General features: G+C 71.0%; 10 protein-coding genes. 5 read left to right on the top strand and 5 right to left on the bottom strand.

The features are described from left to right. Nucleotides 1-81: 81 nt before the first annotated feature. Nucleotides 82-1,503 carry an MFS transporter gene (locus ACFVW6_RS26860; protein WP_378825876.1) on the bottom strand — a complete coding sequence of 474 codons (1,422 nt, stop codon included), beginning with the start codon at nt 1,501-1,503 and terminating at the stop codon, nt 82-84. Between the two features lie 14 nt (nt 1,504-1,517). Then, nucleotides 1,518-2,321, bottom strand: a complete 804-nt coding sequence (locus tag ACFVW6_RS26855) for a thioesterase family protein (protein ID WP_378825874.1) — start codon at nt 2,319-2,321, stop codon at nt 1,518-1,520. 53 nt (nt 2,322-2,374) lie between these two features. Between ACFVW6_RS26855 and ACFVW6_RS26850 the strand changes: the two genes are divergently transcribed. After that, nucleotides 2,375-2,848: a winged helix-turn-helix transcriptional regulator gene (locus tag ACFVW6_RS26850; RefSeq protein WP_378825872.1), complete on the top strand. Its 474-nt coding sequence runs from the start codon at nt 2,375-2,377 to the stop codon at nt 2,846-2,848. A gap of 145 nt (nt 2,849-2,993) precedes the next feature. Further along, on the top strand, nt 2,994-4,034 hold the full coding sequence (locus ACFVW6_RS26845) for a fused (3R)-hydroxyacyl-ACP dehydratase subunits HadA/HadB (protein WP_378825870.1): 1,041 nt from the start codon (nt 2,994-2,996) through the stop codon (nt 4,032-4,034). A gap of 47 nt (nt 4,035-4,081) precedes the next feature. Here ACFVW6_RS26845 and ACFVW6_RS26840 read toward each other — a convergent pair whose 3' ends face one another. Beyond that, on the bottom strand, nt 4,082-6,277 hold the full coding sequence (locus ACFVW6_RS26840; protein ID WP_378825868.1) for a molybdopterin oxidoreductase family protein: 2,196 nt from the start codon (nt 6,275-6,277) through the stop codon (nt 4,082-4,084). A gap of 135 nt (nt 6,278-6,412) precedes the next feature. On the opposite strand from ACFVW6_RS26840, the gene ACFVW6_RS26835 reads away from it, so the two are divergent. Then, entirely contained in the window at nt 6,413-7,411 is a 999-nt protein-coding gene (locus ACFVW6_RS26835) for a hypothetical protein (protein WP_378825866.1), read from the top strand. Nucleotides 7,412-7,464: 53 nt separating this feature from the next. Beyond that, nucleotides 7,465-8,355 carry a ribonuclease Z gene (locus ACFVW6_RS26830; protein ID WP_387793051.1) on the top strand — a complete coding sequence of 297 codons (891 nt, stop codon included), beginning with the start codon at nt 7,465-7,467 and terminating at the stop codon, nt 8,353-8,355. Nucleotides 8,356-8,359: 4 nt separating this feature from the next. Here ACFVW6_RS26830 and fdxA read toward each other — a convergent pair whose 3' ends face one another. After that, entirely contained in the window at nt 8,360-8,695 is a 336-nt protein-coding gene (gene fdxA, locus ACFVW6_RS26825) for a ferredoxin (protein ID WP_357347059.1), read from the bottom strand. A 122-nt stretch (nt 8,696-8,817) separates the two neighbouring features. After that, the gene (locus tag ACFVW6_RS26820) at nt 8,818-25,014 is read right to left on the bottom strand and encodes an amino acid adenylation domain-containing protein (protein WP_378825860.1); all 16,197 of its coding nucleotides are present in this window, start codon (nt 25,012-25,014) and stop codon (nt 8,818-8,820) included. A gap of 268 nt (nt 25,015-25,282) precedes the next feature. Here ACFVW6_RS26820 and ACFVW6_RS26815 point away from each other — a divergent pair, with 268 nt between their 5' ends. Beyond that, nucleotides 25,283-26,521, top strand: coding sequence for a PucR family transcriptional regulator (locus ACFVW6_RS26815; protein WP_378825858.1), 1,239 nt, complete (start codon nt 25,283-25,285; stop codon nt 26,519-26,521). The last annotated feature ends 64 nt before the right edge of the window (nt 26,522-26,585 follow it).

Here is a 26,585-nt window from a genome sequence, read left to right as displayed (position 1 = left end):
CGATCCGTTGCCGCTATTCCCTGGCGAACGCCCGGTGCTGATGGTGTCGATCAGCACCGGGCGAACGTTCGGGCGGTACACCTACCCGCGCGAAACCTTGGCTGGCTCGGCGTCCTGGTGCTCGGACGCCGTCGGTGTCGAGCGGATGCCGAGGCCGAGCAGGCCGGCGAGGACGGCGACGGCGGCGGTGACGTACCAGGCGCGGTGGAAGGCGTCGAGGGTGGCGGTGGGAGTGGTGGGGTTGCCGAGGAGGGCGACCAGGAGGGCGACGCCGACGGCGAGGCCGAGTTGGCGGGACATGCTCAGGACGGCCGAGCCGGTCGCGAAGCGGTGCGGGGGCAGGGTTCCCGCGCCGGCGGCGAAGGCGGTGGGCAGGGTGAGGCCGACGCCGAGGCCGGTCAGCAGCATGCCGCCGAGCAGGCCGGACGGGTAGTCCGGGGTCAGTTCGGCGGCCCGGGCCCACCACAGCAACCCGCCGCCGAAAGCCAGCCCGCCCGCGGCGATCACCGGACCGGCGCCGACGCGGGCGATGATGCGGCCCGCGGCGATCGCGACGAACGGGACGACCAGCGGTCCCGGCGCGATCGCCAGCCCGGTGCGCAGGGCCGACCATCCCCACACGTTCTGCGCCCACAGGGTGACCGACAGCAACATGCCCGCGAACGCGATCTGGAACACCAGCGAATTGGCGCTCGCCAGGGTGAAATTCGGGGCCCGCAGCAGGGCCGGATCCACCACCGGACTGGGATGCCGTGCCGACGACACGACGAAGACCACCCCCAGGACGAGCGCGACCGCGAACGCGGCCAGCACCCCGGTCGACGTCCAGCCCCAGTCCGGCCCCTGCACCACGGCCAGGATGAACGACCCGACCGCACCGATCAGGGCCACCGCACCCACCAGGTCCGGCAGCGGACCGCAATCGGCAGGCGGGCGTGGCAGCGTGCGCGCACCGACCGCCAGGGCGACCAACCCGATCGGCACGTTCACCAGAAACACCCAGCGCCAATCGAGTTCGACCAGCAGCCCGCCGATCACCGGTCCCAGCGCCGCGCCGAGACCGCCGAAGGCGACCCACAGCCGCACCGCGCCCGCCCGCCGCTCGGGCGGTGTCGCGGCCAGCACCAGAGCCAGGGAGGACGGCGTCAGCAGCGCGCACCCGACGGCCTGTACGACGCGGAATCCCACGAGCGAGGCCACATCCCAGGCCACCGCGCACAGTGCCGAACCCAGCACGAAGACGGCGAGACCGAGCAGGAAGGTCGCGCGATTGCCGTTGCGGTCGCCGAGGCGCCCCGCGGGAACGAGCAGCGCGGCGAAGACGATCGCGTAGAGGTTGAGCACCCACGACAGCCCGGTGAGCCCGGCGCCGAAATCGGTGGCCATGGCGGGCATGGCGACATTGACGATGAACAGGTCCAGGCTCGACAGCAGGACGCCGGTGGAGACGACGGCGAGCACCACCCGGGGATCGGTGGTGCGCGCGGTGACGACGGAATTCATGCGAAGACTCCCGATCAGCCGAGAACGCGGCGGGTCTGGCGGGCGGTGGCGAGCAGGACCCCGTCGCGGTCCCAGATGTCGGTGCCGTCGACGGACCAGCCGTCCCCGGCGCTGATCGCGGCGGCGCGCACCAGGACGGGTGCCTCAGCGAGCCGGGTGGGATCGGCGTGCAGTTGCAGCGACAGTGTGACAGTCGGCACCGCGACCGGCGCGGTGAGCAGCGGGAACAGTCCGGGCGGCAGCGCGTCGGCGAGGACGGCCAGGCTGGGCGCGTCCAGCGGCAGCGCGGGATCGAGCGCGATCCAGGCGCACATCATCGCCTCGTCCGCGCCACTGAGCGGCAGCGGGCCTGCGGCGGGCCGGATGACGAAATGCGCTCCCACCGGAACGATCTCCGGCGGCAACTGGAACAGCGCGCACTCCTGCGGCGCGGGAACAGCGGGCGCGGGCCGGGCCGAGTGGGCGGCGATCGCGGTGACCCCCGCCGCGCCGAGGGTGACCGAGGCGGCGGCGACGGGCGCGCCGTCCTGCTCGGCGACCACATCGAGGATCGTCGTGCTGCGTCCGACGACGTGTTCGGCGGTGCGCAGCGTGAACGCGCCGGTGGCCGGGCGGCCGAGGAAGCGGATGTCGGCGGCGCGCACGGGCTGGTCACGGGTGCTCGCGCGCTGGGCGGTGTCGATCAGGAGTCCGGCGAGCGCGCCACCGTGCGGGCCGGTCCAGCCTCGCCAGGAATCGTCGACGACGGCCTGCCAGTGCCCGGGTGCGGTGGCGGTGAGGGCGAATTCCGCGCCCAGCCGCCCAGTGAGTTTCATCATGAAACTTACGGTAGATGGGTGAGTTCGTTCATGCAACCGACTAGACTCGGGGCATGCGCCGCACCAGCTTCGAGGACATGAACTGCTCCCTGGCCCAATGCCTGGAGGTGGTCGGGGAGTGGTGGACGCTGCTGATCGTGCGCGACGCTCTGTTCGGCGTGACCCGCTTCGACGAGTTCCGCGAGCGACTCGGCATCGCGCGCAATGTGCTCACCCAACGCCTCGACGGCCTGGTCGAGCACGGGATCATGACCAAGGAGCCCTACCAGGACAACCCGGTCCGCTACGACTACCTGCTCACCCCCAAGGGGCGCTCGCTGTGGCAGGTCGTCACCGCGATGCGGCAGTGGGGCGATGAGTGGGCGGCGCCCAACGGCGCGCCGGTCGTGGCCGTGCATCGCGGCTGCGGTCAGGTCGCCACCGTCGAACCGGTGTGTTCACACTGCGGCGAGCGGGTGCTGGGCCGGGACCTGACGCCGATCGACGGTCCGGGGGCCGGTCCGGTGTCGATGCTGCCGACGCGCTGACCACGCCCGCGCCGGTTCGGCTCGGCCCCGCGTAGGGCGTGCACACCGGGCGACGCCACTGTGAAGTGTGCCAAGGTGTGCGCGGTCGTGCGAGGAGTCCGCTAGCCTGCCGGGTGTCCGTTCCCCGAACGAAGGTGATCGAAAAGTGACTTCCGTGGTCGATGCCCCTGATATCGCGTCGAAGGTTGGGCATTACTACCGGGTCGACGACGTCTACGAGGTCGGCCGCGAGAAGATCCGCGAATATGCCCGCGCGGTACAGGATTTCCACCCCGCGCACTGGGACGAGGACGCGGCGACCGCGCTCGGCTACCCGGGCCTGGTAGCGCCGCTGACCTTCGTCTCCATCCCGGCCATGGCCGCCAACCGGCCGCTGTTCGAGTCGGTCGTCGTCGGCTACGACATGTTCGTGCAGACCGAGCAGGTCTTCGAGCAGCACAAGCCGATCGTCGCCGGTGACCGGCTGGTCGTCGACGTCGAGCTGTCCTCGGTGCGCCGCATCGCGGGCAAGGACCTGATCACCGTCACCAACACCTTCGCCGACGAATCCGGCGAGACGGTGCACATCATGCACACCACGGTCGTCGGTATCACCGGCGAGGGCGTCGATCCCGAGATCACCAGCGCGGTGGAGAACGTGATGGTGCACGGCGTCAAGGTGTTCGGCAACAGTGACGCCACCGCCGAAGAAGCGGGCGAGACGCCGCTGCGCCCGGAAGGCGAGCTCCGGCTCTCCGTGGCCGGCGCGGCCCGCGTCCCCAGCACGACGCTGTCGTTCGAGGAGCTGACCGTCGGTGCCGAGCTCCCGCTGCGCGATGCGCACCTGTCCCGTGGTGACCTGGTCAACTACGCGGGTGTCTCCGGCGACGGCAACCCGATCCACTGGGACGAGAGCATCGCCCGCCTCGCCGGCCTGCCCAATGTGATCGCGCACGGCATGCTCACCATGGGTCTGGGCGCCGGTTTCGTCTCGGCGTGGTCCGGTGACCCGGGCGCGGTGACCCGCTACGGCGTGCGGCTGTCGAACTACACCATCGTCGACTTCCAGAGCGGCGGCGAGGTGGAGTTCACCGGCCGGGTGAAGTCGCTCGACGCCGACACCAAGTCCGCGGTGATCGCCATCGTCGCCAAGTCCGGCGGCCGCAAGATCTTCGGTCTCGCCACCACCACGCTGCGCTTCCGCTGATCCGATGGTGGTGGACCCGGCCGCCCGGGTTCACCACCATCGCCGGTTCAGCCTGCCGCGGGCACGCCGATCCGGTCGCTGTCGGCCGCGTCCCGCTCGGTCACGACCGGGCTCACGCGCACCCAGGTGTTGTTGACCGCCGCGGTCCCGGTGAGCGGATCGGTGCGGGTCGGATCGTGCAGCAGGTTGACATTGACGCCCGGCTGGGCCGCGGCCACCTGCCAGCCGACGCCGGGTTCCCGATGGCCCCAGCCGTGCGGGATGGCCACCACGCCGGGGCGGATGTCGTCGCTGACCTCCACCGGCACGACGATCGTCCCGACCGAGGACTCGACGCGGGCCGGATCGCCGTCGGCGAGGCCGCGGGTGGCGGCGTCGTCGGGATGCACCAGTACGGTGCAGCGATCGCGGCCCTTCATCATGGACGGGATGTTGTGCAGCCAGGAGTTGTTGCTGCGCAGGTGGCGTCGGCCGATGAGTTGCAGGTCGTAGCCCGCGCTCGTCGCGGTGTCGGCCTCGTCGAGGACCGTGCGGAGCGCGGCCAGCAGGTCCGGCGGCGTCAGCTGGACCTTGCGATCCTTGGTTCCGATGAGCTCGCGCAATCGGGGCACCAGCGGTCCCAGGTCGACACCGCCCGCTGTGGACCGAATCCTGTTGACCGTCAACCCCTTCCGTCCCTTGCGCAGGATGCCGTACGGGCCGGTGGCGATGGCGGCGGCCGTCAATCGCAGCGGGCTGAGCTGTGCGAGCACACCGGTGAGCGCGCGGCCGGTGACACGCCGTGCGGGCAGCGGCACCACCTCGGTGAGCAGCCGGGCCAGGATCTGCCAGTCCTCGAGCCCGTCGGCCGGCGGTTCGAACACGGGCGCGTCGAAGCGCACGTTGTTGCGGACGCTGAACACCGGGAACACCAGATTGAGGTCCTCGCGTTCCAGCGGCGAGACCGGCGGCAGGATGATGTCGGCGTGGCGGGTGGTCTCGGTGACATACATGTCGACCGCGACGTAGAAGTCCAGGGACTCCAGGGCCTCGTCGAGGCGTCCGCCTTGAGGTGTGGACAGCACCGGATTGCCCGCGTAGGTGATCATCGCCCGGATGCGGTCCGGGCCTTCGGCGAGGATGTCCTGGGCCAGCACCGAGACCGGTAGTTCGCCGCGGAAGGATTTCTGGGTGCCGGAGCGATCGGTCCAGGCGCCGTAGCCCATCGGCAGGTATTTGCCGTAGCGGGCGACGTCGACCGGCGGGGTCGCGAACATCTGCCCGCCCACGCGGTCGAGATTGCCGGTGACGGCGTTGATCGTGTTCACCAGCCAGTGGGTCAGCGCGCCGGTGGTCTGCAGGCAGACCCCGATCCGCGCGTACAGCACCGCCGAGGGGGCTGCGGCGTGATCGCGGGCCAGGCGGCGGATGGTGTCGGCGTCGACGCCCGCGTGGACTGCCATCCGGTCCGGTGTCGTCGTGGCGACCAGCTCGCTCAGCTGATCCCACCCCGCGCACTGCGCACGGACGGCGCGCTCGTCGCACAGCCCCTCGGTGACGAGCACGTGCAGCATCCCCAGCAGCAGGTAGACGTCGCCGCCGGGGCGCACCGCGACGTGCTCGTCGGCCAGCCGGGCGGTCTCGGTGCGGCGGGGGTCGATCACGACGACGGTGCCGCCGCGCTTGCGGACGTCCCGGATGCGCAGTTTCGCGCCGGGCATGGTCGTGATCGACCCGTTGGACACCGCCGGGTTGGCGCCGAGGATCACCAGCCGGTCGGTGCGGTCGATGTCGGTGACCGGCATCAGCACATTGGCGCCGAACATCCGCCAGGCGACGAATTCCTGCGGGAACTGGTCGATCGAGGACGCGGAGAAGAAATTGCGGGTCAGCAGCGCGGTCCGCAACGCGACGCCGTAGATCACCGAGGAACTGTGGGCGGCCGGGTTGCCCATGTACATCCCGATCGCGCTGGGACCGTGTGCCGCGCGCACCGCCCGCAGCCGCTGCCCGATCTCGCGGAACGCCTCGTCCCAGCCGATCGGTTCGAAGCTGTCCCCCACCCGGCGGACGGGAGTGCGCAATCGGTCGGGATCGTGGTGCAGCCCGCCCATCGCCGTCGCCTTGGGACAGATGTAGCCCTTCGACAGCACGTCATCGGGATTACCCTCGATCCGCGTGACCTGCTCGCCCTCCACCGTCACCAGAATTCCGCAGTGTGCCTCACACAGCGTGCACTGCCGCGCGATCGTCTTGCCGTCCACAGCTTCCCCACCTTTCGCCGAACCGCTCGATCCACGCTAACCCGGCCCCAGGCCCCACAGATCCGTCTACGGGTGGAGATTTTCCTTCGTGGGGCTGTCTCAACCGGGCGATGGTTCGTTGTTACGCTCGCCGACGTGTTCGGGGAGGCAAGCGTGCAGCGGATACCGATCGGGTATCCGGCCGAGTCGCTGGTGTGGGACGGCGACGATCTCGTCGATCCGGTCGGCGGCCATCGACGGTGGGATGCCGCCGGAGCCGAGACCGGGCGCTGCTTCACCTACGGATCCATGTTCGACCGGGCCATCCGGTCTCCCTCGGGCGCCTACACCGTGATCTACGCCGAACTCGGCACGAAAGGGCTGGTCCTCGACCGCGACGGGCGGATCGTGCGCGAGATCGACCGCAGCTACTACTGCGCCGAGGACTACGAATACCCGGTCGCGCTGGGGACACTGCCGGACGGTCGTGAGGTGATCGCGCATTGTCCCGACGAGTACAACCAGCTCCACCTCGAGACGGTGGCCGATGGTGTCCGGCTCACCGGGCCACACGAGGGAGCTCCCAGCTTCTTCCACTCGCGGCTCGCGTTCAGCCCGGACGGTCGGCGGCTGATCTCAGCCGGGTGGGTGTGGCATCCCTGGAGCATCGCCCAGGTGTACGACGTCGAAGTGGCCCTGGGAGACGCGAGTTCGCTCGATGAGGCCGGTCTTTTCGGAGCATCCGAGATCTTCGGCGAAGTGGAGTCGGCGTGCTGGCTCGATGCCGACCGGGTCGCGGTCGCGTCGAGCCCCGACGCGAACGGCGGTACCGAATCCGAGGCCGCTGTGCTGGGTGACGGTCAGCTCGGCGTGTGGTCGATCAGCCAGGGGCAGTGGGTGAGTCGCTGCCGTCCCGACGTGCGGGTCGGCACCGTGCATTCGGTGCTCGGTGGTGTGCTCGGGCTCTACGGGCACCCGAAGGTGATCGACCCGGCGACCGGTGCGGTGATCGCGGCGTGGCCGGAGCTGGACACCGGCGAGCGGGAGTTCAGCATCTGCCATGCGCGGGTTCCTGCGGTCGCCGTGCATCCGTCGGGTGATCGTTTCGCGGTGGCTTCGCCGGGGATGATCACCGTGGTCCGTAGTGGTGGTTGACGGGCAGCCTGCTGATTCTCGACACGGTGCGCTGTTGCGGCGAGGATGGGCCGATGTCGACACGTGAACTGGTCGTGCTCGGGACAGCGGGTGCTGTGCCGACGCGGCGGCGGAACCACAACGGGTATCTGCTGCGCTGGGACGGGCGGGGTGTGCTGTTCGATCCCGGGGAGGGGACGCAGCGGCAGATGTCGCAGGCGGGGGCGTCGGCGACCGAGCTGCACTGGCTGTGTGTCACCCACTTCCACGGCGACCACTCCCTCGGGGTTCCCGGCATCGTGCAGCGGCTGGGCCGTGATGGTGTCCCGCATGATGTGCACGCGGTGTTTCCCGCCGACGGCGCCGCCTACTGGGAGCGGTTGAAGCACGCGACCAGCTACTACGACGAACCGCATCTGGTGGAACATCCGCTCAGCGGGCCCGGCGAGACGCTCCAGGCCGACGGTTTCACCCTCACCGCCCTGCCGCTGGACCACAGCATCACCACCTTCGGTTACCGCCTCGCCGAACCCGACGGCCGGACCTTCCTGCCCGAACGCCTACGCGCCCACGGGATCTCCGGTGCGGCGGTCCGGGAACTGTCCGGCGCGCTGCTCGAGGAATGCACGGTGCCCCGGCCGGGGCAGAAGGTCGCGTTCGTGATGGACACCCGCCTGTGCGACAACGTCTACGCCCTCGCCGACGGGGTGGACATGCTCATCATCGAATCCACGTTCCTGGACTCCGAGACCGACCAGGCCAACGAGCGGGGCCACCTCACCGCCCGGCAGGCGGGTGTGGTGGCCCGGTCGTGTGGGGTCCGAACCCTGGTCTTGACCCATTTCTCGGAACGCTACGGCGAATCCGACGATCCGCTGTTCCTGGAGCAGGCGGACTTTCCCGGGGCCGTGCTCGCGCACGATCTCGACCGGGTCCCGCTGCCCGCCCGGCGCCTGGTCCGATGATCCGTCACCGCTGGTAGTCGCGCACGAACGGCGTGTCGACGCCGAGCGGGCCGAGCGCGGTCGCGCCACCGGGTTCCCCGAGTGGCGCGTCCCGCCCTGGCAACGGCTCGGCGAAGAAGCGGGCGTTCTCGGCGCGGAACTGTTCCTGCCCGGCCGGGAGGTCGTCCTCGTAGTGGATCGCCTCGACCGGACAGACCGGTTCGCACGCCCCGCAGTCGATGCACTCGACGGGCTGGATGTAGGCCATCCGGTCACCGACGAAGATGCAGTCGATCGGGCACTCCTCGACACAGGCCCGATCCAGGACGTCGACGCAGTCGGCGCCGATCACGAACGTCACAGTGGTCTCCTCCGATCCTGACCCGCGACACGGGACACCTACGATCCTGGTGCCCGTTCGGCGCGGTGGGTAGTAGGCCGGTGCCTACCACCCCATCAGCACCGCTTATGGGTTCGTGGTCGTCACAGCCACTCGCGCAACACCTTCGCGATCGCCTCCAGTGCGCGGCCCTCCGTCATCCGCCAGTGCGTCGTGTCGACGACATGGTTGCGCACGGGCCGGGTGGCGGCCTCGGTCCAGGACGCGGCGCCGGTGGCGCCGGTGGGATCGTCCTGGCCCGCGGTGAAATAGGTGATGGCACCGTCGAATCGGTGTGGCCGGTAGGCCGCGTCCAGTGCCGCCGAGGTGATCGCCGCCTCGACGACGCGCTCGATCCGCGCGGGATCCAGCGAGGCCAGCGGCGACGCGAGCTGACCGAGGACCTGCGCCAGCCCCTGAGCATCGGCGACCTCATCGAGGGCGCCGTCGGTGGCGAGATCACCGGCGAAACCGCCGAGCAGATCGGCCGCCGTGACCGGGCTCGCCGTGGCCGGTGCCGCGGCGGTCAGCGTGCTGTCCAGCATGGCGAGCAGCGCGACCTCCTCACCGTCCTCCTGCAACTGCACGGCCATCGCGTGCGCGATCACCCCGCCCAGGGACCAGCCGAGCAGGTGGTAGGGCCCTTCGGCCTGGACCTCGCGGATCTGCTTGAGGTAGAGCAGCGCCCATTCCTCGATCGAATCCGGCAGCGGCTCGGCCGAACTCAGCGCCGGTGACTGCAGACCGTAGACGGGCCGGTCGGGGTGCAGGTGGGCGGCGAGCCCGCCGAACGACCAGGCGACACCGCTGATGGGGTGGATACAGAACAGCGGTTCCCTGGTTCCGCCGGTCCGCAACGGCAACAGGACCTCGAACGCGGCGTCGGCACCCGTGCTGTCGGCCCCGTCGGCGCGCAGGGCCGCGAGGATGCCCGCCGGCGTCGGCGTGGTGAACAGCCAGGTGACCGGGATGGTCGCGGCCACCGCGTCGCTCAGCTGCGTCGCCAGGCGGGTGGCGCTGAGCGAGGTGCCGCCCAGTTCGAAGAAGTGGTCGTCCAGGCCGACCCGGTCCAGCCGCAGGACATCGGCGAAGATCTCGCACACCGTCTGCTCGATCGCGGAATCGGGGGCCCGGTAGGCGCGGACCGCCAGCTCGGGCGCGGGCAGCGCCGACCGGTCGAGCTTGCCGACATGGGTGAGCGGCACCTGATCGATGACCATGATCGTGGCGGGCACCATGTGCGAGGGCAGCGACCGCGCCGCCCACTCGAGCAGGTCCGCCACGGCAACCGCGCGATCCGGCGCGGCGACCACATAGGACACCAGCACCGTCGCGCCGGTCTGGTTCTCCCGCCCCACCGTGACGGCATAGCCGACATCGGCATGCCCGGCGAGCACCGCGTCGATCTCCTCGAGTTCGATGCGGAAACCGCGGATCTTCAGCTGGAAGTCGGTGCGCCCGCGATACTCCAGCGCCCCGTCGGCATTCCACGCCGCCAGGTCACCGGTGCGGTACAGGCGGGTGCCCGCGTGGAACGGGTTGGCCACGAACCGCTCCGCGGTCAGATCTGGCCTGCCGAGGTAGCCGCCTGCCAGCTGCGCGCCGGCCAGGTACAGCTCACCCGGCACACCGACCGGCACCGGGCGCAGGCGCGCGTCGAGCACGTAGACCTGACTGTTCCAGACCGGCTTGCCGATCGGGACCGTCGCGGTGTCCGCGGCGCCGACCTGGTGACTGGTGATCGAGACCGCCGCCTCGGTCGGCCCGTACACGTTGAACAGGGTGGCGTGCGGTGCCGCGGACTCGAATCGGCGGGCCGAGGCCGCGGGCAGGGTCTCGCCGATGGCCAGGACCCGGCGCAGCGAGCTGGGCAGGGCGTCGGCGGGCAGCGCGTCGAGCATCGAGGGCACCGCGTGCAGCGTGGTGACGCCCTCGCGACGCATCAGGTCGGCGAGGTAGGCCGGATCGCGGTGGCCGTCGGGGGCGGCGATGACCAGGCGTCCGCCCGAGACCGCCGTCGACCAGAACTCCCACACCGACAGGTCGAAGGTCGCCGCCGTCTTCAGCAGCACGACGTCCTCGGCGGTGAGACCGAATCGCTCGGCCTTCCAGCGCAACTGGTTGACCACCGCCGCATGCGACACCACCACACCCTTGGGCCTGCCCGTCGAGCCGGAGGTGAAGATCACGTACGCGGTATTGGCAGCCCGCAACGGTGCACGCCGATCCCGATCGGTGAGCGGGGCGGCGCCGAGTGTCGACAGCTCGAGCTGATCGACGGCGACGACCCGGGTTCCGGTGGCCGTGAATCCGGTGGCGGTGTCGGTGAGGACGAGGATCGGCAGTGCCGTGTCCAGGATGTACTCGGTGCGCGCGACCGGCTGATCGGGATCGATCGGCACATAGGCGCCACCGGCGGTGGCGACCGCGTACATCGCGACCACCAGGTCGACCGAGCGCCGCAGGGCCAGCGCCACCCGGGTCTCCGGTCCCACACCCGCGGCGACCAGATACCGGGCCAGCCGGTTCACCCGCGCGTCGAGCTCGGCGAAGGTCCACTGTCGGCCGTCGGCGACGAGGGCCACCGCGTTCGGGTCGGCGGCGACGGTCTCGTCGAGCAGCGACACCAGGGTCGCGGCCGGATCGGTGTGGCGCGCGGTGCGATTCCACCGTTCCACGATGCGGGTCCGCTCCGCCGGGGCGAGCAGATCGATCGTGTGCAGCGGGGCGCCGGGCGCGGCGACCACGGCGGCGATGATCCGGCTGAACCGCTCGAGGAAGCCGCGCACCGTCGACGCGTCGAACAGGTCGGTGGCGAAGGTGCAGTAGCCGCCGATCCCGGCCGCGGAGCCGTCGGCGGTGTACCGGTCGGCCAGGATCAGGTGCAGGTCGAACTGGGACAGTTCGCGATCGGTCTCCACCGAGGAGACCGTGACGCCGGGCAGGTCCATCCGCACCTCGGCGAGGTTCTGGAACGACAGGCCGACCTGGAACAGCGGATGACGGGCCGTGGAGCGGGCCGGGTTGAGCACCTCGACGAGTCGCTCGAACGGGACGTCGCTGTGCGCGAAGGCTCGCAGGTCGATCTCGCGCTGGCGGCCGAGGAGTTCGGCGAAGCTCGCGTCGCCGTCGACCTCGGTGCGGAACACCAGCGTGTTGACGAACATGCCGATCAGATCGTCCAGCTCGGCCTCACCGCGCCCGGCGACCGGAGTGCCGATGGCGATGTCGGTCGTGCCCGACAGCCCGGCCAGCAGCACCGCCAGCGCGGTGTGCACGGCCATGAACAGGGTCGCGCCCTGCGTGCGGGCCAGTTCGGTGAGCGCGGCATGGGTGGCGTCGTCCACGGTGAACGGCACCCGGCCACCGGCGTAGGACTGGACGGGCGGTCGCGGGCGGTCCCGGGGCAGGTCGAGCTGGTCGGGCAGCCCGGCCAGGGCCCGGCGCCAGTAGCCGATCTGCTCGGCGCCCACCGAGGACGGATCGGTGTCCTCGCCCAGCAGCGTCTGCTGCCACACCGCGTAGTCGGCGTACTGCACCGCCAGCGGGCTCCACGTCGGCGCGTGCCCGGCGACGCGGGCACCGTAGGCGGTCACCAGATCGCGGGTGAGAGGTCCGCCGGAGAAGCCGTCACCGGCGATGTGATGGATCGCCATGGCCAGGACGAAGTCCTCGGGGCCGACCTCGAACAGCGTCGCCCGCAACGGCACCTCGGTGGTCACATCGAAGACCGTCGAAACAAGCTGCGACACAGCGGATTCCACCTCGGCCGACGCCTGCGCGGTCAACCGGGGCAGGTCGGGATGGTCGGCGGGCAGCACCACCTGCACCGGCGCGTGATCGGCGACCGGATACACCGTGCGCAGGATCTCGTGCCGGGCCACCACATCGCCGAACGCCGCCTGCAACGCGGCGACATCGAGCGCGCCGGACAGGCGCAACACGACCGGAATCGTGTAGGCCGAGGTGCGGGTGTCGAAGCGGTTGAGGAACCACATGCGCTGCTGGGCGGGCGAGAGCGGCACCCGTTCGGGCCGTGGCTGTGCCCGCAGCGCCGGGCGGCGGCCCGCCCTGGTCAGCCGGGACACCTCCGCGGCGCACTCGGCGACCGTCGGTGCCGCGAACAGCACCCGCACCGGGACCCGCAGGTCCACGGCCGCGCTGAGACGGGCGGTGAGCCGGGTGGCGAGCAGCGAGTTGCCGCCGCGTTCGAAGAAGTTGTCGTCGGCGCCGATCCGGTCGACGCCGAGCACCTCCGCGAAGATTTCGGCCACGGTCCGTTCCAGCCCGCTCGCGGGCCGCCGGTAGGGGCGGGCCGCGAAGACGGGCGCGGGCAGCGCCTGGCGGTCGAGTTTGCCGGAGGCGGTCAACGGAATCCGCTCGAGCACCACCACGGCGGCCGGAACCATGTGCGCGGGCAGCATCGACGACGACCACCGGGCCACCGCGGCGGGGTCGAGGTCGCGGCCGGTCACATACGACACGACCGTGGTCTCGCCCGCCGGATTCTCGGCCCCGACCGTCACCGCGAACGTGACCTGCGGATGCCGCCCCAGCACGGCATCGATCTCGCCGAGCTCGATCCGGAAGCCGCGGATCTTGACCTGGAAATCGGTGCGGCCCAGATACTCCAGCTCGTCGGCGTCGTCGGTGCCGCGCACCCAGCGCACGAGATCGCCGGTGCGGTACATGCGTTCACCCGCCGCACCCCACGGGCAGGCGACGAACCGGTCGGCGGTCACGGCGCCACGACCGTGATAGCCGCGGGCCAGCCCCGGACCGGCCAGATACAGCTCGCCGGTGACTCCGACGGGTACCGGATGCAGCCGGTTGTCGAGGACCACCGCGCGCAGTCCGGGCACCGGGCGACCGATCGTGACCCGGTCACCGGCGCGCAACCGCGCGTAGGTCGCGCCGATCGTCGCCTCGGTCGGTCCGTACCCGTTGAGGAACCGGCGGCCGCGCTGCCAGGTGGCCAGCAGCTCGGCGGTGCACGCCTCGCCGCCGGCCGAGACACACACCAGATCGGGCAGACCCGCCGGATCGAGGGTGCCCAGCAGGGCCGGGGTGATGATCGTGTGGGACACGCGTTCCCGGCGCAGCAGGTCGTCGAGATCGACGCCGCCCACGGTGTCCGGTGGCGCGATCACCAGGGTGGCACCGCGATGGAAGGCGGTGCCGATCTCCTCGATCGACTGGTCGAAGCTGGGCGAGCAGACGTGCAGCATCCGATGGTCGTGCCGCAGGCCCATGATGGTGGCCGAGTGCGTGACCAGGGCGGCCAGGCCCGCGTGGGTGACGCTGACGCCCTTGGGCCGCCCGGTGGAGCCGGAGGTGTAGATGACGTAGGCCGCGTGGTCGCGCCGCAGCGGCGCCCGGCGGTCCCGGTCGCGCACCGCGGTGGCGGGACGGCCCGCGATGCGGGAGCGCACGGCTGGATCGTCGAGCACGAGCCAGCGCACCGCCTCGCCGAGCTCCCGTGCGTGTCCGGCGACGGTGAGGCCAACGGCGGCACCGGAATCCTCGAGCATGTGCCGCACCCGGTCGGCGGGATAGTTCGGGTCGACCGGCAGATACACGCCACCGGCTTTCGCGATCGCCCAGAACGCCAGGATCGACCGGTAGCCGCGCGGGATCGCCGAGGCGACCACGGTTTCCGGCCCGACCCCGTCGGCGATCAGGACCCGCGCCAGGCGCGAGGAGTCGGCGTCCAGCTCGCCGTAGGTGTGGCCGCGGCCGTTGTCGCGCACCGCGATCCGGTGCTGGCCGTAGTCGGTGCCACGGACCAGCAGCTGCGGCAGGGTGGCGATGGTCGACGGGGTGCCGCCGTCGCCGAGCCGGGTCAGGAACAGGTCCTCGTCGCGGTCCGACAGCGCCAGGTCACCGACCGGGGTCCCCGGACGCTGGGCGAGGGCGGCCAGGATCCGCACCAGACGCCGACCGAACGTCAGCGCGTCATCGTCGTCGAAAAGCGTTCGGGCGAAGGCGATGTCGAGCGTCGAGCCCGCCGCGTCGTCGACCACGGCGAGGGCCAGCTCGCCGGCGGGGAGGTGATCGAAGCCCAGACACACCTGAGCGAGGTGATCGGTCCCGAGCAGGGCGGCCAGATCAGCCGGGGGAATTCCGGCGTGCGCAAGAGCCTGCGTCTCGCTGTGGTGCGCGTGGGGCAGCAGGGCCAGGAACGGCTGGGCGGCGTCGATCCGGGTGCGGACCACCATGTTCTGCTCGGGTGCGGCGATCACGATGTCGTCGGTCCCGGTGAGCCGGGCCAGCAGCACCGCGACCGCGCTGCGGATCAGCGCCGACCAACTCACACCCGCCGCCTCGGCGAGCCGGCGCAGGTCGTCGTGCACCGCCGCCGGGATCGGCAGCCGCGCGCGTCCTGGAGCGTCCGTGGTGCCGCGCCCGGCCGTGGGGAGCGTGAGCCGCCCCGGCGGATCCGCCAGGGTGCGGCGCCAGAAGCGGGCCTGCGTGATCGGGTCGGTGGGCTCGGCCGTGAGCCGCAGCGCGACCTCCGCGGCGGGGCTGTCCGGGGCGGCGATCACCTCGGTCAGAGCGGTGCGCAGCCGATCGGTCACCGCCTGCGCGGTGGCGTCGGCGACGAGATCACGCCGGTACTTGATCTGCACCTGGGTGCGGGCACCCAGGAAAACCAGGATGGTCAGCGGGTAGTGGGTGAAGTCGGCACCGCGCAACCCGTCGATGCTGAGGCCGTCCAGCGCGCCACCGGCCTGCTGGAGTCCTTCGGCGTCGACCGGGTAGGACTCGAAAGCCAGCATGGTGTCGAACAATTCACCGCGCCCGGCCACCCGCTGGATCGCGCCGAGACCCAGATGGTGGTGATCGAGCACCGAGGCCTGCTCGGCCTGCACCGCACGCACCAGGTCGGTGACCGTGGCGGAGGGATCGAGCCGGACCCGCACCGGGACCGCGTCGACGAACAGGCCGATCATGTCACCGACACCGTCCAGCTGCGGCGGACGACCGGACACCGTGGCACCGAAGACGATGTCGTCACGGCCCGTGGTGCCGGCGACGACCAACCCCCACGCCGCCTGGAACACGGTGTTCGCGGTGACCTCGGTGTGCGCGGCGAACGCGGTCAGCTCGGCCGTGCGGTCGGCGTCGAGGTCGAACTCGCACAGCCCGAATCCGGTCTGGGTGGCCGGCGGCCAGGTCAGCTCCGGCGCGAGCACGCTCGGTTCCACCCCGGCCAGCACCGTCGCCCACGCGTGCTCGGCGACCGCGCGATCCTGACGGCTCAGCCACTCGAGGTAGTCGCGGTAGGGCCGCACCGGCGGCAGCGGCGTCGCGTCACCGTGCGTCGCGTACAGGACCAGCAGTTCCTTCATCAGCAGCGGCATCGACCAGCCGTCGAGCAGGATGTGATGACCGGTCAGCACGAGCCGGCTGCGCCCGGAACCGGTGGTGTACACGGTGAATCGCAGCAGCGGCGCGATCGCCGGATCGAATCCGGCCTGCTGGTCGGCGGCCAGCAGCGCGGGCAGGTCGGCGTCGTCGAGATCGCCGACGATCCGGAACGGCGCCTCGACCGCGTCGGCCACCACCTGCACCGGCGTGCCGTCAGCGGCGGTGACGAACGCCGAACGCAGATTCGCGTGCCGTTCCAGGACCGTACGGGCCGCGCAACGCAGCCGCTCGGTGTCCAGATCACCCGTGAGTTCGGCGACGAGCTGGATGACATAGGCGTGCACCGATTCGTCGAGCAGCTCACCCAGCGCCAGCAGCGAACGCTGCAGCGGCGACAACGGCAGCACCTCGGTCAGACCGGGGTGGGTGCGGTGCCAGAGATCCAGATCCGCCTGCGACACCCGCACCAGCGCAACGTCCGACGGTGTCAGACCGCCCGCGTCCGCGTGCCGGGTGTGCTCGGCGAGCGCGGTGAGGTGCCTGCGCCAGTCGTCGGCCAGTTCCAGCACCTCGTCCGCGTCGAGAATGCCGGTGGCATACCGGAAGTCGGCGCGCAGCTGGAGACCGGTGTCGGTGGGGACGGCGATCGCGTTGATGTCCACGACGGTGGTCGCGGGCAGTGCTGGGTCGTAGTCGACCTCGAGGTCGCCGAGATCGGCGGCGGGCAGCCAGGCGGTGTCATCGGCGGGTCCGTGCCCGGTCGTCGCACGGCCGAGATAGTTGAAGCCGACCTGGCCGAGACCACCGGTGAGCTGGTGTGCCGCGTCCAGGCGCAGCACTCCGAAGCCGATGCCGTTGTCCGGCACGGCCAGCAGCTGTTCCTTCACCGACCGCACCGCCGTCGCGAGGGCGGCGTCATCGACCTGCCCCAGGACTCCGGACAGGTCGAGCACGACCGGGTAGACGCTGGTGAACCAGCCGACGGTCCGGGTCAGATCGGCGCCGGGGACGACATCTTCCGAGCGACCGTGCGCTTCCAGTCTGATCCGCAGAGTATCGGCGTCCACGCCACGGCGTGCGCGCCAGTCGCGCACGGCCAGCGCGAGCGCGGCCAGCAGGGCGTGGTCGGCGCCCGCCCGGTACTGCGCGGGCAACGTGGTGAGCAGCGGCTCGGTGATCTCGGCGGGCACCTGCACCGTGATCGAGCGCGTCGTCGCCTCGGTGTCGACCGCGCAGTCCACCGCTCGCGCGCCGAGCAGCGGATCCGGGGTGGCCAGCAACTGCCGCCAGTAGTCGAGTTCACCCGTCCGGTCGGCCGCGACGAGACCGTGCGCCCACCGCCGGAACGACGTACCCACCGGCGGCAACACGACCTCCTGCCCCGCGGTGTACCGGGCCCACGCGACGACCAGATCGGGCAGCAGAATCCGCCACGACACACCATCGATCGCATAGTGGTGCGCCGCCACCACCAGCACATCCCGGGCACCGTCACGACGCACCCAGGCAAACGTGATCATCCGGCCCTCGCCCGGATCGAGCGCCGACAGCGCCGAATCCATGGCGGCGCTACCGAGCCGGGTGAGATCCTCGCCGTCGGCAGCGGCCGCGTCGACCTCGGTGATCAGCGAGCCCGCGTCCACGGTCTCGGGGTCGAGGACCTCGAACCGCCACCGGACGCCGTCGTGACGCAACCGCGAGCGCAGCATGTCGTGGTGACGCAGCACGGCGGCCACGGTCGTGACCAGGCCGGTGCGATCGATACCGTCCGGCAGCGCCAAGACCATCGTCTGCGCGAAACGATCACTCGAACCGGTAGCCAGGAACTCCGCCAGCACCGGGGTCAGCGCCACCTCACCGATCCCGCCACCGGGCAGCTCGGCGAGCGTGACCGCGGGACTGTCGACCGCGGCGATCGCAGCCAGCTTCGCCACGGTCCGGTGCTCGAACACCTCCCTCGTCGTGAACACGATGCCCGCCGCACGAGCCAGCGACACCAGCTGGATCGACAGGATGCTGTCGCCACCCACGGCGAAGAACGACTCGTTCACCCCCACCGACTCGACCCCGAGCACCCGCGCGAACAACTCGCACAGCACGGTCTCCCTCGGCGACGACGGCGCCCGGTCGACCGCCGTCGCGGCCACCGGCTCCGGGAGAGCGGCACGGTCGAGCTTGCCGTTGGACGTCAACGGCAGCGCGTCGAGCACGACGATCGCCGAGGGCACCAGATACGACGGCAGACGCTGCGCCGCGTAGTCGGTGAGCGCACCCGGATCGGCGGTCCGGCCCTGGGCGGCGACCACATAGCTGACCAGGACGGTGGACCCGGACGCGGTCGACCGGCCCACCGTCACCGCGGCAGCGACCTCGGCGCGACCGGCGAGCACCGCGTCGACCTCACCCGGTTCGATCCGGAACCCCCGCACCTTCAACTGGGTGTCCGCGCGACCCACATAGTGCAGTTCCCCCGCGCGCAGGCGCACGAGATCGCCGGTGCGATACATCCGTGCCCCCGGCGCACCCCAGGGATCGGGGACGAACCGGGCCGAGGTCGTCCCCGGCTGACCACGGTAGCCGCGCGCCAGCCCACGACCGGCCAGATACAGCTCACCGGTCACTCCCGGCGGCACCGGACGCAACCGCGCGTCCAGGACCATCGCGTCCGTGCCACGCACCGGCCCGCCGATCGAGACCGGACGGCCCGCGGTGAGCTCGGCGTAGGCGGAGATGATCGTGGTCTCGGTCGGGCCGTAGCCATTGAGATAGCGGCGACCCGGCTGCCACGTCGCCAGCAGTTCCGGCGTCGTCACATCACCGCCGACCGACAACACCTCCAGCGCGTCGAGACCCGCCGGATCGAGAGTGCCCAGCACGGCCGGGGTGATGATGGCGTGAGTGACGGCTTCGGCCGCCAGCAACTCGGCCAGCTCGACACCGCCGATGATCTCCGACGGCACGACCACGAGCGTCGTCCCCGTGCTGAACGCGCACAGCCACTCCAGGACCGACGGATCGAACCAGGGCGCGCAGATGTGCAGGAACCGGTGATTCCAGGTCAGGTCGTAGCGGCGGACGGCCTCGTCGACCAGGACGCTCAGCCCGGCGTGCGTCACCGTGACACCCTTGGGGACGCCGGTCGAACCGGACGTGTAGATGACATACGCGGGGTGCTCCACCCGCAGCGGCGCCCGGCGATCCGCGTCGGTGACCGCGGTCGCGGCAAAGGACGCGGCATCGTCGACGGTGAGCCAATCCACGCCCGCGGGCACCCGCTCGCGCTGCTCGGGCGCGGTGATACCCACCACCGCACCGGAGTCGGCGACCAGGTGCTCGAGACGCTGTGCGGGCAGGGCGGGGTCCATCGGCACGAAATGCCCGCCCGCCTTGGCGACCGCGAGCGCCGCGACCACCATGTCCGACGACCGCGGGAACGCCACCGCGACAGCGACTTCCGGGCCGACACCCCGCGCGATCAACGCACGCGCCAAACGGGAGGTCTGCGCGTCGAGCTCGCCATAGCTGATCGACCGTCCCCGGTGCCGGATCGCCACCCGGTCCGGACCGATTGCGACCCCGCGCGAAACCAGATCCGGGAACAGCACCGCGGGCCCGCCGGGATCGGTCGCACGTTCGGTGCGCAGCTCGGCGGCACTGAGAATGGCCAGGTCACCGACCGGGGACTCCGGAAACTCGGTGATCGCGGTCAGCAGCCGGACGAGACGTTCGGCGAAGACCGAGACCGTCTCGCGGTCGAACAGGACACCGGCGAAAGCGAACTCAGCGGCGAGGGCGTCCGCCGCGTCCGTCGGGACGCTGAGTACCAGGTCGTACCCGGTGACGTCGGACCGGGGTTCCGTCAGCAGCGCGACCCGGCTCGACGCTCGCCCGCCGAGACCCAGCGCCGCCGACTCCGCCACGGACAATTCCGCATGCGCGACAGCCTGCCGGGCGAGACCGGCCGCCTCGGTGAGTAACGCGGCAACGGTCCGCTCGCCCGGCACCGGTAGTCGAAGCAACACCGGATCGTGGGGGCCGAACGCGTCGATCGCGATATCCGCGCTCCCGGACAGCCGCGCCAACAGCACCGCGAACCCGGCATGGACGACGGTGCGCACCGACGTCTGCCGCGACTCCGCGACCTCACGCATCCGCGCCGACAGACCGGCGGGAATCTCGAACCGCACGTGATCATCGACGACCACCGGCTCCGCGGGCCGGGAGCGATCCGCCGGGAGATCCAGCTCCTCGGGCAGATCCGCGAGCACCGCCCGCCAGTACGCGAACCGCGCGACCGCGTCATCCTGATGAGCGAGCACCTCGAGCAGGTCACGCACCGGACGATCCGGTGCCTCCCGCAGGGCATCGAGCACCACCCGCAGCCGGTGCGCCAGCGCCGCGGCGACCTCGGCACCCACGACATCGAGCCGATACTGCAGGCCCACCCGGATACCGTCGCCCACCTCGACCCCGACCGCCACCGGATAGTGCGTCGCGTTGGCCGCCTCGACAGCCACGATCTCCAGACCGTCGATGGCACCGTGCGCGCGCCGCATCCCCTCGGTATCCACCGGATACGACTCATAAGCCATCAGCGTGTCGAACAGCTCACCCGCGCCGGCTGCCCGCTGGATCTCGGCCAGCCCCAGATAGTGGCCGTCGAGCAACGCGACCTGCTCGGCCTGCACCCGCGACAGCACCGCGCGCAGCGACGCGGCACCGTCGAGCCGCACCCGCACCGGGATCGTGTTCGCGAAAAGACCGACCATGCCGTCGATCCCGTCCAGCTGCGGCGGCCGCCCCGACACCACCGCACCGAACACCACGTCGTCGCGGCCGACGACACCGGCCAGCACCAGACCCCACGCCGCCTGGAACACCGTGTTCAAGGTGACTTCGTGCGCCGCGGCGGCCGCCGACAACACCTCCGCCTCGTCCGCCGACAGATCGACCGCGCACATCCCGTAACCCGCCGCCACCTCGGCAGGCGGTGCGACCGCGGCCGCGGCCGTGAGCACGGTCGGCACGTGCCCCGACAACGCCGCACCCCACGCGTCCAGCGCCGCCGAACGATCCCGGCCCGCCAGCCACGCGAGATAGTCCCGATACGGCCGCACCCGCGGCAGCATCGACGGGCCACCGTCGGTGGCGTAGGAGACGAGCAACTCGGTCATCAGCAACGGCATCGACCAGCCGTCCACCAGCAGATGATGCGCGGTCAGCACCAGATGCAGATCACCGGAACCCCGGCGATACACCGTGAACCGCAACAGCGGCGGCGCCGACAGATCGAAACCGACCCGCGCCTCGGCCGCCAGGAACTCCCGCGGATCACGCACCTCGGTGTCGACGATCCGCCACGGCACCGCGACACCCTCCGCCACGAAACCCACCGGCGAACCCGACGCCGCCGACCCGAACGACGTGCGCAGGATGGCATGCCGATCCAGCACCACCTGCGCGGCCCGCCGCAGCCGCGCCAAATCCACCGCACCTGCCAACTCGACGGCCAGCTGCACCAGATACGGATCCGCCTCCGGCGCGGCCTGCGCCAGATACAGCAGACCGAGCTGCAACGGCGCCAACGGCACCACATCACTCAGCCCCGGCAACTCCCGATGCCACCGATCCAATTCGCCCTGCGACACCCGCACCAGCGCGACATCGGCAGGGGAGAGGCCACCGGCCGCCGGATCACGAAGATGCTCGGCCAGCAACGCCAACGCCTCGGTCCAGCACTCGGCCAGCTCGCGCACCGACGCCTCGTCGATGATCGCCGAGGCATACGAGAACGACGCCCGCAGCAGCACACCCTCCGCGGAACCGGCCGCCAGCGCGTTGATATCGATCACGGCGGCCGCGGGCAACGCCGGATCCTGCTCGGCGACCGGCTCACCCCACGCGTCGGTCGGCAGCCAGCCGTGCTCGGCCAACGCCTCCGGCACGTCACCGGCCGACACCCGGCCCAGGTAGTTGAAACCGACCTGCCCCAGCGCACCATCGAGCAGCGGGCCCGACTCCGCGTCCAGATGCCGGAGCATGCCGAAACCGATGCCCTTGTCCGGCACCGCGAGCAGCTGCTCCTTGACCGCCTTCACCAGCGCCGCCGTCGCCGCACCACCACGCCACGCTGCCTCGGTCTCGATCCCGTCCAGATCGAGCGCGACCGGATACATGGTGGTGAACCAGCCGACCGTCCGGGTCAGATCGGCACCCTCGACCGCCGATTCCTCCCGGCCATGACCCTCCAACCGCAGACGCGTCGCCGCGGCCGTCACGCCGCGGCGAGCGCGCCACGTCCGCACCGCCAGCGCCAGCGCGGCGAGCAGTCCGTCCTCGGCGCCCGTGCGATACATCGCCGGCAGGTCGGTCAGCACCGCCTCGCTGACCTCGGCGGGCACCGTGACACTGAAAGTCCGCACGGTCGAGGCCGTATCGACCGAGCTGTCGAGCGGACGCTCGCCCAGCAAGGGGTCGGGAACCGCGAGAATCCGCCGCCAGTACTCCAGCTCGCCCCGACGCTGCGGCGCCGCCTCGACCACACCATGCGCCCACCGGCGGAACGACGTACCGACCGCGGGCAACTCGACCCGCTGTCCGGCCGCGAGCTGCGCCCACGCGGTCACCAAGTCCGACAACAGAATTCGCCAGGACACGCCATCGATCACGGCATGATTGGCCGCCACCACCAGACCGTCCGGGCCGTCCGCACGGCACAGCCACACGAACGCGACCATCCGGGACGCCAGCGGATCCAGCGACGCCAACGCCGCATCCAGCGCCGCGCTCGCGATCTCGGCCAGCTCGTCCTCGGACCGGCCCGCGGGCACATCGACCCGGGTGAGCAGCTGGTGCGCCTCCACCGCGCCCGCGGGCAGCGCGTTCAGCTCCCAGCGACCGTCCACCTGCCGCACACAGGCGCGGAGCATGTCGTGATGATTCAGCACCGCCGTGAGCGTGTCCAGCACACCGATCCGGTCGATACCGGACGGCAGCGCCAACACCATCTGCTGGCTGAACCGCCCGAAAACCCGGCCACCCGCCACCGACGCCGCCAGCACCGGCGTCAGCGGCATCGTCCCCACGCCACCACCGGGCAGCTCGGCCAACGTCGGAACCGACTCCGCGCCGACCACCGCGACCCGGGCCAACCCCGCCACGGTCCGATGCTCGAACACCTCCTGCGGGGTGAACGAGATACCGGCCGTCCGCGCCCGCGACACCAGCTGGATGGACAGAATGCTGTCGCCACCCGAGGCGAAGAACGAATCCTCCGCACCGATCTCCCGCACACCCAGCACCTGCGTGAACAACGCGGCGATCGCGGTCTCGAGCGGGCCCTCCGGCGCCCGGGACCCGGCCGTGCCGAACACCGGAGCGGGCAACGCCGCGCGATCCAGTTTGCCGTTCGGCGTCAACGGGATCTCGTCCAGCACGACAAGCACGGTCGGCACCATATGACCCGGCAGCGAGACGCCGACGAACCGCGACACCTCCTCGGTATCGACCGAAACACCCTGGCGGGGGAGTACATAGGAGACCAGCACCGTCGCACCCGAGTCGGCCTTCACCCCCAGCGTGACCGCGTACTCGACGTCCGGATGTGCCGTCAGCGCGGCATCGATCTCCCCGAGCTCGACCCGGAAACCCCGGATCTTCACCTGGAAATCGGACCGGCCCAGATACTCGAAATCGCCCTCGATCGTGCGCCGGACCAGATCACCGGTCCGATACATCCTGGCCCCCGCCACGCCAGCGAACGGCGCGGCGACGAACCGCTCCGCCGTCAGCCCCGGCCTGCCCAGATAGCTCTGGGCCAGCGCCGGACCCGACAGATACAACTCACCGGCCACCCCCGCGGGCACCGGACGCAGCCGCCCGTCCAACACCATCGCCCCGATGCCGGGGAACGCGGAACCGATCGTGATCAGCTCGCCCGGCACCAATCCGGCGCTGCCGGTAGCCAGAATCGTCGCCTCGGTCGGGCCGTACCCGTTGAAGAACGCGCGCCCGCCGACCGCCCACCGCTCCACCAGGCCAGGACCGAACGCGTCACCGGCCACGACCACCACCCGCAGCTCGTCGAGCCCCTCGGCGTCGACCGACTCGAGCGCGGCCGGCGTGATCAGCAGGTGGGTCACCCGCTCCCGGCGCAGCAACGCCGCCAGCTCCTCGCCGCCGAACACCGTCGGCGGCGACACCACCACCGTGGCACCGGCCCCGAATGCCACCAGCAACTCGAGCACCGACACGTCGAAGTTCGGCGAACACACGTGCAGGACCCGGTCGCCCGCCTGCACGGCATACCGGTCCCGCGCCGCCGTGACCAGCGCGCCCAGACCGGTGTGGGTGACCACCACACCCTTCGGCATGCCTGTCGACCCCGAGGTGTAGATGACATAGGCCGGGTGCTGATCGGTCAGCGGACGCACCCGATCGAGATAGGAGATCGGATGCGACGGCCACGCCGCGATCCGCTCCCGCTGCCCGGGCGCGTCGACCTCGACCCACTCCAGCGCGTCGGCCAGGGCGGCCCGGTGCGCCGTCGCGGTGAGCCCGAGGACCGCGCCCGAGTCGGCCACCAGATAGGCGATCCGTTCCGCGGGCAATCCGGGATCGACCGGGACATAGGCCGCACCGGTCTTGGCGACCGCCCACACGGCCAGCACCGACTCGATCGACCGGGTGAAACCGAGCGCGACCACATCACCGGGCCCGATACCGCGGTCCAGCAGCTCCCTGGCCAGCCGCGAGGACGACTCGTCGAGCTGGGTGTAGGTGAGGTCGATCCGGTCGCCGTCGACGGGGGAGGAGGTCAGGGCGATCGTCTCGCCCGCCGTGTCGACCGCCGCCGTCAGCAGCTGCGCGAAGAGGGGAGTGCTCGCCTTGCGATTGCCTCGACCTCGCGCCGCACGACGAACCTCACCCATCCTTGTACAACATCCTTCATCCGTCCGGCCCACAGCTCTGCGATGACCCACGAACCCTGTCGGATTCTGGGCCTACCGGGCGGCGGACCAGTGTCGAACAAGCAAGAAGGAGTCGATATCGGGGCGTTCGGCGACCATGACACCACACGTCACGCTGTCACGACCACACAACCGCCCCCGACAACCACCTCTGACGCCTTGTCAGGCGGGAATTTGTGCGCATGGCACAATATCGGCGGTAGTTTTTGTACAGCGGACGGAGTGGACGGTGGCGGCGTACGGATCCCTCGTCTGGGTCGGCCAGGCCCTGGGTCCACTCACCGACGCGATCACCGAGGACCTGATCCGCGTCACCGAACAGATGATCCCGGTGACCGACATCGCCTTCGACCTGGCCGACCTGCGCGCCGCCAGCATCGCCGAGAACATCGCCGTCGTGCAGTACGTCCTGGCCAACAACATCGACCCGGCCACCGTCAGCCCACCCGCGGGCGCCGCCGCCTACGCCCAGCGCCTGGCCCGGCGCGGCGTGCCGCTGACCGTGCTCCTGCGCGCGTACGGCCTGGGCCAGTATCGCCTCCTCGACGCGGCCATCGGCCTGATCCTCGCCGTCCCCGGCCCCGACCAGGCCACCAGGATCGCCGAACTGCTCCGCTTCGCCGGCACCTACCTGGACCGGCTCAACTCGTCCATGGGCCGGATCTACGAGACCGAACGGGACCGCTGGCTCAGCAGCCGCCAAGCCGCGCGCCAGCAGTGGATCGCCCGCCTGCTCGACAGCGACGACGTCGACGTCCCGGCCGCCGAGGAAGCACTCGACTACCGGCTCGACCAGTCCCACCGCGCCGCGGAGGTCTGGACCCCACCGGACACCCCGGGAGCCGACGCGGCCCGCGCGCTCGACCAGGCCCGCCAGCTCCTGTCGACGGCGATGGGCGCCAGGGGAGCGGAGCTGGCGGCCGCGACCGGCGAACGCGCGCTGCGCATCTGGTTTCCGTCGACCGGTGACCACCACCTCGCACCCGAAGACCTCGCGAACCAGATCACGGCCTCCGGGCTGCCCGTCCGGGTCGCCATCGGCACCGTCGGTGACGGGCTCCCGGGATTCCGGAACTCCGCCCGCAGCGCGGCCCGCGCCAAGAACCTCGCCGTGACCGCCGGGCCCGACGCCCCACCGGTGGTCGACTTCGACACCGTCGCTCCGTTCGCGCTGCTGTCCGACGAACCCGACGAGCTCGCCGGACTGGTCCGCCGCGTCCTCGGACCGCTCGCCGACGACGGCGCCAAGATGGCCATGCTCCGCCACACCCTGGAGGTCTTCCTGGCCGAGGGCGGCAGCTACTCGGGCACCGCCCGCCTCCTCGACGTCCACCGCAACACCGTCCAGTACCGCATCCAGCAGATCACCGGCCGCTACGGAATCACGGTGGAAGGGGACAACTTCCGTCTACGGTTCGCCCTCGGTGTCTGCCGCTGGTATCGTCACATCATTTTTCGGACATTCTGACTCCGAACAGTTTGTGCCCGACGCACAGTGCGGGGCGGTGATCTCTTCGACGGTGATGGTCGGC

The organism is Nocardia sp. NPDC058244 (genome assembly GCF_042882065.1).
Taxonomy (GTDB): Bacteria; Actinomycetota; Actinomycetes; order Mycobacteriales; family Mycobacteriaceae; genus Nocardia.
The sequence above is the reverse complement of the archived record's forward strand: the minus strand, read 5'-3'. Positions and strand labels throughout refer to the sequence as shown.